Origin of the sequence: Asticcacaulis sp. AC466 (assembly GCF_000495815.1) — a bacterium.
In the GTDB taxonomy this organism is placed as follows: Bacteria; Pseudomonadota; Alphaproteobacteria; order Caulobacterales; family Caulobacteraceae; genus Asticcacaulis.
In genome coordinates, this window is record NZ_AWGE01000001.1 from 598,920 (window position 1) to 612,615 (window position 13,696).

The 13,696-nt window shown below is 57.0% G+C and carries 12 protein-coding genes; 7 read left to right on the plus strand and 5 right to left on the minus strand.

The genetic code is table 11. The annotated features are described in order from the left end of the window. Positions 1 to 504: 504 nt before the first annotated feature. The 5 genes from AEAC466_RS25710 (at position 505) to dusA (ending at position 5,275) form a co-directional block, all read left to right on the plus strand. Positions 505 to 987 (plus strand): hemerythrin domain-containing protein, encoded by a 483-nt coding sequence (locus AEAC466_RS25710; protein WP_023456595.1) that lies wholly within the window; start codon positions 505 to 507, stop codon positions 985 to 987. Between the two features lie 72 nt (positions 988 to 1,059). Beyond that, positions 1,060 to 1,281 (plus strand): hypothetical protein, encoded by a 222-nt coding sequence (locus AEAC466_RS25715; protein WP_155913457.1) that lies wholly within the window; start codon positions 1,060 to 1,062, stop codon positions 1,279 to 1,281. A 294-nt stretch (positions 1,282 to 1,575) separates the two neighbouring features. After that, positions 1,576 to 3,708 carry a catalase gene (locus AEAC466_RS25720; protein ID WP_023456597.1) on the plus strand — a complete coding sequence of 711 codons (2,133 nt, stop codon included), beginning with the start codon at positions 1,576 to 1,578 and terminating at the stop codon, positions 3,706 to 3,708. A 27-nt stretch (positions 3,709 to 3,735) separates the two neighbouring features. Continuing rightward, the gene (locus AEAC466_RS0121935) at positions 3,736 to 4,107 is read left to right on the plus strand and encodes a response regulator (protein ID WP_081714503.1); all 372 of its coding nucleotides are present in this window, start codon (positions 3,736 to 3,738) and stop codon (positions 4,105 to 4,107) included. 118 nt (positions 4,108 to 4,225) lie between these two features. Then, on the plus strand, positions 4,226 to 5,275 hold the full coding sequence (gene dusA, locus AEAC466_RS25725; protein ID WP_023456599.1) for a tRNA dihydrouridine(20/20a) synthase DusA: 1,050 nt from the start codon (positions 4,226 to 4,228) through the stop codon (positions 5,273 to 5,275). On the opposite strand, the gene AEAC466_RS25730 is transcribed toward dusA, so the two are convergent. Next, positions 5,259 to 5,786 carry a TIGR02281 family clan AA aspartic protease gene (locus tag AEAC466_RS25730; protein WP_023456600.1) on the minus strand — a complete coding sequence of 176 codons (528 nt, stop codon included), beginning with the start codon at positions 5,784 to 5,786 and terminating at the stop codon, positions 5,259 to 5,261. The two genes, dusA and AEAC466_RS25730, sit on opposite strands and share 17 nt — an antisense overlap. A 346-nt stretch (positions 5,787 to 6,132) precedes the next feature. Here AEAC466_RS25730 and AEAC466_RS45100 point away from each other — a divergent pair, with 346 nt between their 5' ends. Continuing rightward, a complete protein-coding gene (locus tag AEAC466_RS45100; protein ID WP_255346288.1) occupies positions 6,133 to 6,267 on the plus strand; it encodes a hypothetical protein in 135 nt (44 codons plus the stop codon). Positions 6,268 to 6,430: 163 nt separating this feature from the next. Here AEAC466_RS45100 and AEAC466_RS25735 read toward each other — a convergent pair whose 3' ends face one another. From AEAC466_RS25735 to AEAC466_RS25750, 4 genes are all read right to left on the minus strand, one after another. Next, on the minus strand, positions 6,431 to 6,805 hold the full coding sequence (locus AEAC466_RS25735; RefSeq protein WP_023456602.1) for a hypothetical protein: 375 nt from the start codon (positions 6,803 to 6,805) through the stop codon (positions 6,431 to 6,433). Positions 6,806 to 7,014: 209 nt separating this feature from the next. After that, a complete protein-coding gene (locus AEAC466_RS25740; RefSeq protein WP_023456603.1) occupies positions 7,015 to 7,395 on the minus strand; it encodes a hypothetical protein in 381 nt (126 codons plus the stop codon). Positions 7,396 to 7,620: 225 nt separating this feature from the next. Beyond that, complete coding sequence (locus AEAC466_RS25745) at positions 7,621 to 9,345, minus strand: methyl-accepting chemotaxis protein (protein WP_023456604.1); 1,725 nt, start codon at positions 9,343 to 9,345, stop codon at positions 7,621 to 7,623. 273 nt (positions 9,346 to 9,618) lie between these two features. Further along, positions 9,619 to 10,770 (minus strand): cell wall hydrolase, encoded by a 1,152-nt coding sequence (locus tag AEAC466_RS25750; RefSeq protein WP_023456605.1) that lies wholly within the window; start codon positions 10,768 to 10,770, stop codon positions 9,619 to 9,621. A 623-nt stretch (positions 10,771 to 11,393) separates the two neighbouring features. Here AEAC466_RS25750 and uvrB point away from each other — a divergent pair. After that, positions 11,394 to 13,550, plus strand: coding sequence for an excinuclease ABC subunit UvrB (gene uvrB, locus AEAC466_RS25755; protein WP_023456606.1), 2,157 nt, complete (start codon positions 11,394 to 11,396; stop codon positions 13,548 to 13,550). Positions 13,551 to 13,696: the final 146 nt, after the last annotated feature.

The following is a 13,696-nucleotide window of genomic DNA, read 5'->3' on the forward strand; positions in this document are numbered from 1 at the left end:
GCCCGCAGACGTCTTTTGACAGAGCCCGATGCAAAAAGGCCTGTCTACGGACCTGCATGGCCTCGGCCAGACGAGAGGCAATCCGATCCGGGAAGTCTACATCTCGCCCAGAAACCTGATCGCTAACTCCGATACTTCCTTCGTTCGCTCTCGTTGAAGCCAATGGCCCGCGTCTTGAAGAACATGGGGGCCTCGCAAGCCAGGAACCAGGTCTGGCATAGCAGCAATAATCTGATCCATTGGGAGCAGTTGGCCCGCCTGTCACGTGGGCTTTCTGCCTGTAGCGCATCTTGAGTACCTAAACGAAGGTAGATAAATGCCACGGCGAAGTGGCCATGCCGCAAAGAGGTGCCGGCCATTTAATCGGTACGATTTGCGAATAAAAGTCAATTTCATCAGTAGTTTATCGAGTCATTATGCTTTGCTTCGATTGCGGCATGTCAATCTTACGTGGCCTCAGCCAGGGTACTTGCAAGATCCACCACTTAAAAACATGAGGCTATTATGGACATCTACAAGTACCTGAAAAAAGACCACGACAAGGTTGCGGACCTGATGGAACAGGTTATCTCTACCAAGGACCTCAGCGAGCGTCAGGCTCTGTTCGAGACCATCAAGCTGGAGCTTTCGCTTCATGCCGATACCGAAGAGAAGACCTTCTACAAGGCCATCGATGACGCGACACGCAGCAAGGCGGTCGAGGAAAAGGTCGAGCACGCTAACGAAGAGCACGACGAAATTCGCGAGTATCTCGGCAAGTTGACGAAAACGCCGCTTACTGACGAACTCTGGATCGAGACCTTTGGCGAATTCAAGCACTCGGTCGCTCACCACGTCGAAGAGGAAGAGGGCGACATTTTCGAGAAGGCGAAGAAATATCTCAGCCAGGAAGAGGCCGTACAATTGGCTAAGGATATGGACGCGCTCAAAAAGCAGGCGAAAAAAGAGATGGCAGTCTCAGCGCCAGCACCGCTTCCGGCCGAATAGAGGTCGGATAACACAAAAAAGCCGGCACAGTGATGTGACGGCTTTTTTGTGTTCATACCGGCGGCGCAATGTATGCGCCGAACAGATAACCCGCACTTCGAGCGGCACATGTTCTATATGTCTGCGAAGGAGATAGCGGTGACGATCAGCCTGATTGCGCGGCCTGATCATCCGGGTTTTACGTCGGAGACGATGGCGGTCAAAAGGGATTTCAGTGAGGTTTTGCCGATCCTGGAAACCTTTAAACTTGGCGACCTCACGGTCGAAGCCACGCCGGGGCGCGACGCCCTATAGATTGTCGTGCGTCGTCCGGGGGCGGGGTGCCATCGCCCTGCGTACCAAGGGGAGGCGTCGGTATACGTAATGCGAAGGTGCTGACGAACTGGCGCGGCTTCTTACGGCATCCTTACGACGAAAAGGGTGAACGCCATATCTCGCTTATGCCGCTGGCCGCATCAATACCCCGCCGCGGGAGTTGTCGGGGCACCATCGTTACAGCCGAGAGCACATCAAGATGTCCGCCACCGAAGTGACCGGCATCCAAGGCGCCTGACCCATTCTCTTTTCATCCAAAGCCACGAGGCCCAAATGTCGAAGACCCAAAAATCTGCCGCCGATGCAGACGCCTTCAAAGCCGCCACCTTCGCCGACATCTCCGTGCCGCTAGGGAGTGGCGGAGAAACGCACCAGCAGGCAGGAGACGGTGTGCCGCAACTCACGACTCAGCAGGGCGCACCCGTATCGGACGATCAAAATTCACTCAAGGTCGGCGCACGGGGGCCAGTTGCCCTTGAAGACCATCACATGCGGGAAAAGATCTTCCATTTTGATCATGAACGCATTCCCGAACGCGTGGTGCACGCGCGCGGCTACGGTGCGCACGGCTTTTTCGAGACCTACGACTCTCTGGCGGATGTCACGGCCGCTGATCTGTTCCAACGGGCCGGCGAACAGACACCGGTGTTTGTTCGTTTTTCTACGGTCGCGGGCAATAAGGGTTCGTTCGATCTGGCCCGCGACGTCCGTGGTTTTGCCGTGAAGTTTTACACCCAGCAAGGCAATTGGGATTTGGTCGGCAATAACATCCCGGTCTTCTTTATTCAGGACGCCATCAAGTTTCCCGATCTGATCCATGCGGCCAAGCAAGAGCCCGATCGCGATTTCCCGCAGGCTCAGACGGCCCATGATAACTTCTGGGACTTCATTTCCCTCATGCCGGAATCGATGCACATGATCATGTGGACCATGTCAGACCGCGCCATTCCGCGCGGCTTTCGATTCATGGAAGGCTTCGGCGTTCACACCTTCCGGATGGTGGACGCCAATGGCAAATCGACCTTCGTCAAGTTTCACTGGAAGCCCAAGCTAGGTATGCAGTCTGTAGTGTGGAATGAAGCGGTCAAAATAAATGGCGCCGATCCGGATTTCCATCGCCGCGACCTATGGAATGCTATTCAGAGCGGGGATTTCCCTGAATGGGAACTCGGGCTGCAATTGTTCGACGAGGACTTCGCCAATGCCTTCGATTTCGACGTCCTGGACGCCACAAAACTGATCCCGGAGGAGATTTTGCCGGTCCGCATTGTCGGTCGTCTGGTTCTCAACCGCATGCCCGACAACTTCTTCGCCGAGACCGAGCAGGTTGCTTTCTGTACATCGAACATCGTCCCTGGAATCGATTTTACCAATGATCCGCTCCTCCAGGGGCGCAATTTTTCCTATCTCGACACGCAGTTGAAGCGCCTCGGCGGACCGAACTTTACACATATCCCAATCAACGCGCCGAAATGCCCTTTCCACAATTTCCAGCAGGATGGCCACATGGCGATGACCAATCCGAAGGGACGGGTCAATTTTGAGCCCAACTCGTACGGGTTGGATGAAGGCGGCCCGCGTGAAAGTGCCACCGGTTTCAGATCGTTCCCTGAACCGGCGGAAGACGGCGCCACCAAGTTGCGTATTCGTCCCGACAGTTTTGCTGATCATTACAGTCAGGCCCGTCAGTTCTATATCAGCCAGACGGAGGTCGAACAGAAGCACATCACGGATGCACTGGTGTTTGAACTGAGCCGTGTCGAGCGTCCGGCTATACGGGTGCGCGTCGTCTCCCATCTGCTTAACATCGATGAAGGACTGGCTGCTGGTGTTGCCGCTGGGCTCGGTCTGAAAGATTTGCCAGAGCCGGCTGACGCGGCGAAGCCGACCCGCGACGATCTGGCGCCATCCGATGCTCTGAGCATCCTTAAAAATCCACCGCCATCCCTTGGGGGTCGTAAGATCGGCGTGCTGTTGTCAGATGGTGCGAGCGCCGAGGTGTTCAATGCGGTAGCGGCGGCTGCCGACATGAACGGTGTCGTGGTTGAGGTTATTGCCCCTATGATCGACGGTGTCGAACTGGACAATGGCACCCGGGTCAAGGCCCATTACAAGATCGATGGTGGCCCCTCGGTCTTGTTCGATGCGGTCGTCGTCCTTCTTTCGGCCGAAGGCGCTGCTCTTCTCGATAAAAAGGCGGCCGCGCGGGACTTCGTCGCCGATGCGTTTGCGCATATGAAGTTCATTGGCTATTCGCCCGAGGCCCTGCCTCTTGTCGAGAAGTCAGTGGGCGCACGCGATGACGCCTGTCTGGAACTCGCAACCGCCGCCGCCGTGGATGCTTATTTCCAAGAATTGACGGCGTTGCGGTACTGGGCGCGTGAACCCATGGTCAACGCCATCTAGGGGCATGGCTACGTACCTTTCGGAGAGATAGCGCTTGCACCAAATGTTGATGTCAGATGGGTCGTTACTGCCGAAGACGGTTTGCGGGCCTTGGAAGAAGATCTACCATACGACCTGATCCTTCTCGACCTGAACTTGCCACGCATGACCGGCGCACAATTTGTCGCCGAGCTTGCTGGCGAGTCACGGGGTCGGAAAGTTCCGATCATGATTTTATCCGGTGCACCAGGCTCTCAGGTGATTGGGGTGCCGACGGGCGACCGGCCAGTCGGATATATTTTGAAGCCAAATGAATTAGATGGATACAAAGAGATCGCGCGCTTTGTGGCCAACGGTTGGAAAGCGTCCGACTGGTCGGCGCCGCCTAATCTAAAGATCCGCTATAAAGCCGCAACTTAGGTGATCGATGCAGTGGGCCGTGTAATCGTCGCATTTACGCCTTTGGGCCCGGAGGACGCAGTGATGGTATCGCCACTGCTAACTTGCCTGCGTCTTCCCCTTGCGGCATAAGGCGCGGATGAATAAGTCTCTTACTACAGCCGCCCAAGGCAAGGCGTTTCGGTTTTCCGTGGCCCCTATGATGGACTGGACCGATCGGCATTGTCGTGCGTTTCACCGTACGTTGTCGCGTCAGGCCCTGCTATACACGGAAATGGTAACGACCAAGGCGGTCATTCATGGCGATCGCGAACGCTTGCTTGGCTATTCTCCAGTCGAGCATCCGGTGGCTTTGCAACTGGGCGGGTCCGATCCGGAGGAATTGGCGCAATGTGCCCGGATCGCCGAAGAGTGGGGATATGACGAGGTCAATCTGAATTGCGGCTGCCCGTCCGACCGGGTGCAGTCCGGCGCGTTTGGCGCCTGCCTGATGCGGGAGCCGCAACTGGTCGCCGATTGCATGCGCGCCATGATCGAAGCCACTCGCCTGCCCGTCACCGTAAAGTGCCGTATCGGTGTCGACGATCAGGAGCCACGTGAGAGCCTGTTCGCCATGGTTGAGGCGTGTCAGGCCGCCGGTGTTACCTCTTTCGCCGTCCATGCCCGCAAGGCTTGGTTAAAAGGCTTATCACCGAAGGAGAACCGTGACGTGCCGCCGCTTGATTATGGGCTGGTCTACGACCTGAAGCGGGCGCATCCGGAGCTGACGATTGTGTTGAATGGTGGCATTGGATCTCTGGAAGCGGCGCAGGCGCACCTGTCGCATGTCGATGGCGTCATGCTGGGGCGTGTCGCCTATCATGAACCGGCCTTGCTCGGGCAAGTGGACCGTTTGTTTTTTGGCGGTGAAACGGATATCGGACCGTTCGAGGCGCTTGAGGCCTACCGTCCCTATATGGCGGCGCAATTGGCGGCGGGAACGCCCCTTAGCCACATGACGCGGCATATGTTGGGCGTGATGCATGGTTTACCCGGTGCGCGCGCTTTCCGCCGTATCCTGACAGTCGATTCTATTGGTCCGGGTGCCGGGCTGGACGTGCTTGACCGTGCAATCCTGGCGGTGCGTGACGCCCAGGCGGCGGTGGAAGCGCGTCGTGAAGCCTATGATTTATCTAGGGATGCAGGATGAGAGACGACCGGGTAGCTTCGATGCGCGACAGGCGTCCGAGATAGCTCATTCCGAGTAAGGAGGTCGTCAGTCCGTCCTTGATGACCATGGCTTCGACATTGTGGACAGTGCTTTGGCCAATTCCCACCGTGGTCAGATTGATGGCGGCCGCCATTGTCTTGCCGTTGGCCGTCGAGACTTCCCGATCATAAACCAGATTGCTGCTGCCAAAACCCAGGCGCTGGGCGTCGGCCGGGGTCAGGGCGACGACTGTCGCTCCGGTATCGACCAGAAGACGCACAGCACGGGAATTGACCGTGGCATTGGCCCAAAAGTGTCCGTCGCTGGCCTTCGGAATGGCAGTTACGTGTGTGTCGGTTGTCGTTGAGGCAATGTCGGCGGACGGCGTGGGGACGGAGAGGGTCTGGGCGGACTCCAGATGCGTCGAAGAATCGTCCAGGGACAATATACCGGTGCCGACCAGGACAGCGCAGAAAACGGCGCTGCCGAGAACGATAGCTGATTTTAGCATATGACATACTCCGTGGACCTCCGGCGGACGATCGCCGGCTGGGCTCTTTTTGAGCCTGACATCATCCTAACCGAATAGGGTTGCTTTAAAATGAATCTAGAGTGAGAAATTTTCTTGTAAAAAATCGAAAGTTGGCTCGACTGGAGTCGTAAAAAAATATATTTAAATCAACAAGATAAAATTTTTATCGAAAATTTTATGCTCCGGGTTCGGATTAATTCTTGCATTGCGTGAAAAATGTGGCACATTGTTCTCACGACGCGACGACGACTGAGAGGGTGAGAACCCCTGCGAGCTGCGCCGCGTCTTCTTGTCCGCATTGCATTTGGAAAAGGAGACGCAAACCATGCAAGATCAAGAAAAGAAGCAACACGCCATGACCTCTTTTGCTCTGTTCGGAGGCCTGTTCGGCAGTCCGCGCAGCCGTGAGGAGCGCGCTGTCAGTCGTCCGCAGGATTTTAAACCGATCCCCCGGAAATAGGCCTGTTCTGTCACCAATGAGGCCGTTGCCAACGAGTCTGTTGGTGCGTTGAACGTTACATGTAAAAGGCCCTCCGCGATCTCGTCGCGGAGGGCCTTTTTATTCCCTGATGTCACTCGGATAGGTGATCGGGCGAATATGTAGGAGGGTGTGTAAGTCCCAATCAGTTCGAGGCGAGCTTGACACCGGCCTTGGTTTCGGCCGCTGCCATGTTCGGGCTGGACCTGGTGACTTTGGCGGTCGCGCCTGAGCCGTCCGAATTGAACTTGGCGGACACTTCGACCCAGTACAGGCCGTCAGCGGCGAGGAAGTTGTATTTGTAGTCGACTTGGAAAGCGCCGGCGCGGAATTCGCAGCTTTCGATGTTGACCATCTGCTTGCCGGTGACGGCGATTACCTTGGACACGGCAGTCTTGCCGACGCCCGCGGCCAACATACCCGCTTGAGACTCCTGATCTTCCGAACAGGGAGCGGCGAAGGCGCTTGCGGCCGACAGGCCCATGATGGCGGCGGCGGCAAAAAGGGTTTTCTTGATCATTTGTTTCTCTCCTTGAGTTTCTTCAGGGTAGGAAGACAATAGCAAGGATAGAAAAATATTCGGTTAAATCAGACCGTAAGGCTTCCTTAAGGTCAATTAACGCGGTCGTCAGCTAGGCCTTGATCTTCACGGGTCAAATGTTAACGCAGGTAGGGCCGGCCAAATAGACACAAAAAAAGCGCGGAAATTTCTTCCCGCGCTCTTATTTTTTAGTTCGAGGCGAGCTTGACGCCGGCCTTGGCGGATGCCGCCGCCAGGTTCGGGCTCATGCCGCCGATCTTGACATCGGCCTTGCCGCCCACGACCTTGGCCGTGCCAGTGATCCAGTAGAGGCCATCGGCGCCGATGACATTGAACTTGAAGTCAGCGCTCATATTGCTGCCAGCGACTTCGCAGGTTTCCAAGTTGACCATCTGCTTCGACTGGCTCGGGACGACGGCCGAGATCTTGGCGCCGGCAGCAGCAGCGATGGCCTTGCCAACGACGGTTTCCTGGCCTTCATCGCAATCAGCGAAGGCTTGGCTGGAGACTACGGCGAAGGACAGGGCGAGGGCGCCGGCCAACAGGCGGGCTTTCGGAGAGGTGTGCATTTTGCAGACTTTCACTCAAAGAGTTACACATGGGGTCAATTGCAGCCAGCAAAGGGAGGTGGGCCGCTGACGTCGTTTTGCCAGTGAACTTTTAATTTCAAATGAATCAACGGTGCGTTGCGCAAAAAATAGTGCGTCGCAATAAAAAACGGAGATGCCATATGGGCACCTCCGTTTTTTGCTAATTAGACGACCCCGCGGGGCCGTACCAAACCGTCCGCGGATTTAGGCGGCGGTCAGTTCCGACAGGAAGCGGCGGATATTTTCGCTCATGGCGTCGGTCCGCTTGGTCAGTTGCTGGGCGGCGCCAAGCATTTCGGTTGACGCTTTTTCCGTATCGGCAGCCGATGCGGACAGTTCAGATACCGACGACGACGCCATGGAGGTGCCATCTGAGGCTTCGTTGACATTGCGAGCGATTTCATTCGTGGCATCGCCCTGTTGATGCACCGAATCGGCGATGGACGAAGCGATTTCGTTCATGTGCTTGATGGTTTCGCCAATGCCGCGGATGGCGTTGACGCCGTTTTGGGCGGCAGCCTGAATATCCTTGATGCGATCGCGGATTTCATCCGTGGCCTTGGCGGTTTGCTGGGCCAGCGACTTCACTTCCGAGGCCACGACCGCGAAGCCCTTACCCGCTTCACCGGCACGCGCCGATTCGATGGTGGCATTGAGCGCCAGCAGGTTGGTTTGTTGGGCGATAGCGTTGATGAGGTCGACGACTTCACCAATCTGATCGGCAGCGCGGCTCAGTTCGGCCATCGAGTCATTGGTGCGGTCCGCTTCCGAAACGGCTTCGGCGGCGATTTCGACGGAGCGGACGGCCTGGTCGCCAATCACGCCGATGGAGGCAGACAACTCGGTGGTGGCCGAAGCCACGTTTTGAACATTGTCGGCCGAATTGCGGATCGAGGAAACGGCCGATTGCGACCGGCGCTCGTTCTCCTGAGCGATGGTCAGCAAGGTACGACCATTGGCATCGAGATCCGAGGCGGCGGCGCCGAGGGCGTCGAGCATGTCTTGGGCTTCGTGACGGAAGCGTTCGGCCAGTTCCGACATCTGGCGTGCCCGTTCTTCGCGGGTCTTGGCCGTGGCGGCTTCCATGGCCGACAGGCGCTGCTTTTCTTCGGTATTGGCCTTGAAGACGTTCAGGCTGTCGACGACCGACTTCAGTTCGTCGCGACGGGCCAGGGCGTTGATATCGACATTGAGGTTGCCATTGGCCAGTTCCTCGGTCGTCTTGGCGATGCGATTGATGCCGGTGACGGTAATGCGGGAGAACAGATAGGCGATACCGCCCGAAATAACCGCCATGATGACGGCAAAGATGGTCAGGAAGCTGATGCCGGCGGTTTGCGCGGCCTTGGCGTCGGTGGCAGCTGTCTTGGCCGAGGCGACGGTATCGCCAATGATCTTGTCCGACAGTTCAGACATCTTGGCGTAGCCGGCATCGAACTGCGACATCATCGGTCCGACCGAGGTAAAGTCGACATCCATGACAGACCCTGCGAATTCGACGGCCTCCTTGTAGGTCTTCACTTCCTTGGCCAGGTCGGTCAGTTGCTTCTTTTGCGTGGCGTCCGTGGCCAGGTCGGCGTCCTTTTTGACACGAACGGCGATGTTCCCCAGGGTCTGAGCGACCTTATTGACGTCGGCCGATGCATTGGCGGTCGGATCGGTTGCCTTCATCGTCAGGGCGCGGAACAGACGACCGTTTTCTTCTTTGATCGCGGCCTTGATATCGGCGATTTCGACGATCTTGGGGATCGCATTCAAATTGATATCGTCGATCGTGCGGCCCTGACCGTTCATCACATAGATCGCACCTGCCGCCAGAATGGCCATCAGGGCGGTGGCGACCGCTGCCGGCGCCATGAATTTCGCGGTGAACGACCAGTTGGAAATCTGGAGTCCGCGGGAGGCGCCCGCGGCGGTAGTTTTCGTCATTATTGGCCCCTGACAACTTTTCAATAGGATATAACGGGTGAAGACATCCGTGCCGTTACATCGCAAGCGGTCGCCGGGCGTCGCTCGCGACTCACGGTTAGGATGAGCCTTAGGGGCAACCTGTCAGATTAAGGTTGTTGAAATCCTAACGCCGATCACGCCTTTGCAGAAAATATGATAAATGCTCTATCGAGCAAAAGAAAACGCGCCGGCGGACCGGCGCGTTCCTGTCGTTTCAGGCGAAGGGCCTTTTTCTCGTATTGCGAATACGCTTTATTGCGAAATACCCTTCGGCATCGCATTATCGGCCACGGCTGCCGGGGTCGGCTTTTGCGCGGGAAGGGCAACTTCGGCTACGATGTCCTGGGCGGAGCGACCGTGTATCTGCGCCGCCACCTGAACAGGCCGGGTGGATGTCGCAGCGGGCAAGGCATTCGCCTGGGCGCGTGACAGGGTGTTCAGCAAGGCGGTGGTTTGAACATCAGCCTTGATTTCGGTCGGTGTCGCGACCGGTGCTCTGGATTGCGGCACTTCGGACGATGGGGTCACGCCGTCGGCGTTATTGGCGATACGCGCACCGCGGCCATGAAATTGATAGAAGATGTGGGTGCCGATCTGAGTCACGCGTTCCATTGTTCCGGACCAGCCGGGATTGACGCCTGTGGTGTGGAAGCTGGTGGCGGTGCCGATCGTCTTCATGACGTAGCCGCCGAGGGCAGCATCGGCAACCTGCTGGGCGCGGCGCCAGGCCCAGCGCTCGACCGGTGCGCTCATGGCACCATTGCAGACGAAGCTGAACTGACAGGTCGCCTGACGCAGGCCTTGATACACAACGCCACAGATCGATTTCGGGTAGGCGGGGTGGCGGACACGATTCAGTATGACCTGGGCGACGGCACGCATACCGTCCGAACCTTCGCCACGCGCTTCATAATAGATGGCCTGGGTCAGGCAATCGGCGTCACTGCGTGTGGCGGCCTTGAAATTCATCGCGGCGGCGGCGTGAACGGACAGGGGGCTGCCCGGAAGCGGGTCGACGGGGGCTGTGCTCAGACTGGCTCGAACGATGCTTGCACCGTCAGGTAAGCCCTTCTGCTCGCGTACGTCATCTGAAATGCGCATTGTAGTCAGGTTCTGGGCCAAGGCACTATTGCCCGTTCCGTGACCGCCGAATTCGGAAAAACGCATCGAGATATTCCACGCACTCTGGTCGATCTGGCCGCCCGACGCGTCGAGCGCGGCCGTATTGATCGTTCCATCGCGACTTGCCATCATGAGGCGGGCGGCGTCTGCGCGCCGGCTGCCGTCGCGAGCCATGTGGCTACCTAGACAGGCTGCGCCGATCGACGCGCCAATCAACAAGCCAACAGAACTCGCCGCCATGAGGGCGCGCATGCGATAGCGCGCGATTAAGGTTGAAGCCAAGACTATCTGGTCCTCTGTGACAAGGGCGGAATGTGCCCTCCGAGAAGCTTTCCGGCATTGCGTTTGCGTAAGATTGTGCAAGTCGCAGGCCAGAAAACTGACGCCGGCAGGACAGATAGGACCGGCCGGGCAGGCCGCTGTCTAGGGGGCGAATGTGGCGGAAATGTGTCAAATATGGTGCATTGCTTTGGCGCTGTGAGTTGTTGCCGATTCCCGCAATGAAACATACAAGAATATGCCGCTTCTTACTGGCAGGTTAGAATCTTTTTATTGACAGGAAAAGCGAAGTATTCGTGATATCCATTATACGGCGCATTCAAACTTTATTATTTGCGATTTCTTTATAGTCAAATTCTTAGTCAGAAGATCATAATTTAAGGAAGCGTTAAGGCGGTCCTTTGACAGATTTTCGGCGAAGCTTCCGTGAACGTAAGGCGGCGGGCCGTTTTTAACCGGCTGAAATCAAACGGAGAATCCGTGCCGATTTTGGTGCTTCCTGACAGGTTTTGACCTTATAATGTGGCATAACGGCGGTCTTGTCGCGACGCGCGAACGATTTTTGCCGACGCGAAAAGTTTTTATCTCCCTCTTTCAAAAATCTCTCCTCTCCTTATGTTGTGTTCATGACACGTTCTCCCGACAATTCCGGCGTCTCCGACAATTCCAGCGCGTTTGTGGCCGATTTCGCCCCTATGGCGGCGACGTGGGTGCCGCACCGTCCCGACCGCCCGCAAAAGTCCGACGGGGGAAAGAAATTTCGCCTCGCCGCACCATACGAACCGGCGGGTGATCAGCCGACAGCCATTGCGGATCTTATGGAAGGTATCAAGGCGCGAGAGCACGACCAGGTGCTCCTGGGTGTCACCGGTTCAGGCAAGACCTTCACGATGGCCAAGATCATTGAGCAGACACAAAGGCCGGCCCTGATCCTAGCGCATAACAAGACCCTGGCCGCACAGCTCTATTCGGAGTTCAAGGCCTTCTTTCCAGATAATGCGGTCGAGTATTTCGTTTCCTACTACGACTATTACCAGCCCGAAGCCTACGTCCCGCGCACAGACACCTTCATCGAAAAGGATTCGTCGATCAATGAACAGATCGACCGCATGCGCCATTCGGCCACGCGCGCCATCCTGGAACGCGACGACGTGATCGTGGTGGCGTCGGTATCGTGCATTTATGGTATCGGCTCGGTCGAGACCTACACCGCCATGACGTTCGACCTGACGGTCGGCCAGACGCTCGACGAAGCGCAGTTGCGCGCCGATCTGGTCGCTTTGCAATACAAGCGCAACGATCAGGCTTTTGAGCGCGGCACGTTTCGCCGGCGCGGCGACGTTATCGAAATCTACCCCGCGCACTACGAGGATCGCGCTTGGCGCATCAACATGTTTGGCGACGAGATCGAGTCGATTCAGGAATTCGATCCATTGACCGGCAAAAAGATGCAGGAGCTGAAAGAGGTTCGGATCTACGCCGCGTCCCACTATGTCACGCCCCGTCCCACCCTCAATCAGGCGGTCTCGCGTATCAAGGTCGAGTTGAAGCAGCGTCTGGAGCAATTGCACGCAGAAGGCAAGCTGCTGGAAGCCCAGCGGCTGGAGCAACGCACCACGTTCGACATCGAGATGATGGAGGCGACGGGGGCGTGCGCCGGCATCGAAAACTACAGTCGCTATCTCACCGGTCGGGGACCGGGCGAGCCGCCGCCGACCTTTTTCGAATATATGCCCGACAATGCCCTGTTATTTGTCGACGAAAGCCATGTGTCGGTGCCGCAGATTGGCGGCATGTATCGTGGCGACTTCGCGCGCAAGTCGATTCTGGCGGAATATGGTTTCCGCCTGCCATCCTGCATGGATAACCGGCCGCTCAAGTTCGAGGAGTGGGACGCCATGCGCCCGCAGTCTATCTATGTGTCAGCGACACCGGGCCCGTGGGAGATGCAGCGCGCACAGGGTGTGTTTGCTGAGCAGGTTATTCGCCCCACCGGCCTGATCGACCCACCGGTCGAAATTCGTCCCGTGCATAAGGACAATTTCAGTCAGGTTGACGATGTCATCGCCGAGGTGCGCCTGGTGGCCAAACAGGGCTATCGCTCGCTGGTGACGGTTTTGACCAAGAAGATGGCCGAAAATCTGACCGACTATATGCATGAGCAGGGCATACGTGTCCGCTATATGCACTCGGACATCGACACGCTGGAACGCATCGAAATCATTCGCGATCTCCGCCTGGGTGCCTTCGATGTGCTGATCGGTATCAACCTGCTGCGGGAAGGGCTTGATATCCCGGAATGCGCCTTCGTCGCCATCCTGGATGCCGATAAGGAAGGTTTCCTGCGATCGGAAACGTCGCTTATTCAGACGATCGGCCGCGCGGCCCGGAATATTGACGGCCGCGTCATCCTGTACGCGGACCGGATAACCGGATCGATGGAACGGGCGCTGGCGGAAACAAGCCGTCGTCGTGAGAAGCAGATGGCTTATAATGCCGAGCATGGCATTACGCCGGAATCCGTGAAACGCGGTATCGCTGACATTCTGGATAGCCCTTATGAAAAGAGCGATCGCGTTCAGATTCCCATGGGCGTGGCTGAAAAGGACTCTAAGCCCTTCCTTGGGTCCAATTTCCAGGCGACGCTGCGCGATCTGGAGGCCAAGATGCGCGAAGCGGCGGGTAATCTGGAATTCGAGACGGCTGCGCGACTGCGTGACGAGATCAAACGCCTCAAGACGCTCGATCTCGAATTTGCCAAGGACATGCTCAGCGATGGATAGGTTCGCTGTTTGACACACAATCCAACCGCGCGACTGGCATCTCGTCCATTTTCTCCTAAGGTGGTGTTTTAGGGGCGCGATTAACCATCTAGTGTTATATCCGTCACACAGTTGTGGGCTAATCGGTGTTATTAGCCGCAATCACG

Bases quoted from the DNA above. Each gene is read 5' to 3' on its own strand.
- AEAC466_RS25735 (WP_023456602.1), bottom strand. From the start codon at position 6,805: ATGATCAAGAAAACCCTTTTTGCCGCCGCCGCCATCATGGGCCTGTCG.
- AEAC466_RS25730 (WP_023456600.1), bottom strand. From the start codon at position 5,786: ATGCTAAAATCAGCTATCGTTCTCGGCAGCGCCGTTTTCTGCGCTGTC.
- AEAC466_RS25715 (WP_155913457.1), top strand. From the start codon at position 1,060: ATGCGCCGAACAGATAACCCGCACTTCGAGCGGCACATGTTCTATATG.
- dusA (WP_023456599.1), top strand. From the start codon at position 4,226: ATGAATAAGTCTCTTACTACAGCCGCCCAAGGCAAGGCGTTTCGGTTT.
- AEAC466_RS45100 (WP_255346288.1), top strand. From the start codon at position 6,133: ATGCAAGATCAAGAAAAGAAGCAACACGCCATGACCTCTTTTGCTCTG.
- AEAC466_RS25745 (WP_023456604.1), bottom strand. From the start codon at position 9,345: ATGACGAAAACTACCGCCGCGGGCGCCTCCCGCGGACTCCAGATTTCC.
- AEAC466_RS25710 (WP_023456595.1), top strand. From the start codon at position 505: ATGGACATCTACAAGTACCTGAAAAAAGACCACGACAAGGTTGCGGAC.
- AEAC466_RS25740 (WP_023456603.1), bottom strand. From the start codon at position 7,395: ATGCACACCTCTCCGAAAGCCCGCCTGTTGGCCGGCGCCCTCGCCCTG.
- uvrB (WP_023456606.1), top strand. From the start codon at position 11,394: ATGACACGTTCTCCCGACAATTCCGGCGTCTCCGACAATTCCAGCGCG.
- AEAC466_RS25720 (WP_023456597.1), top strand. From the start codon at position 1,576: ATGTCGAAGACCCAAAAATCTGCCGCCGATGCAGACGCCTTCAAAGCC.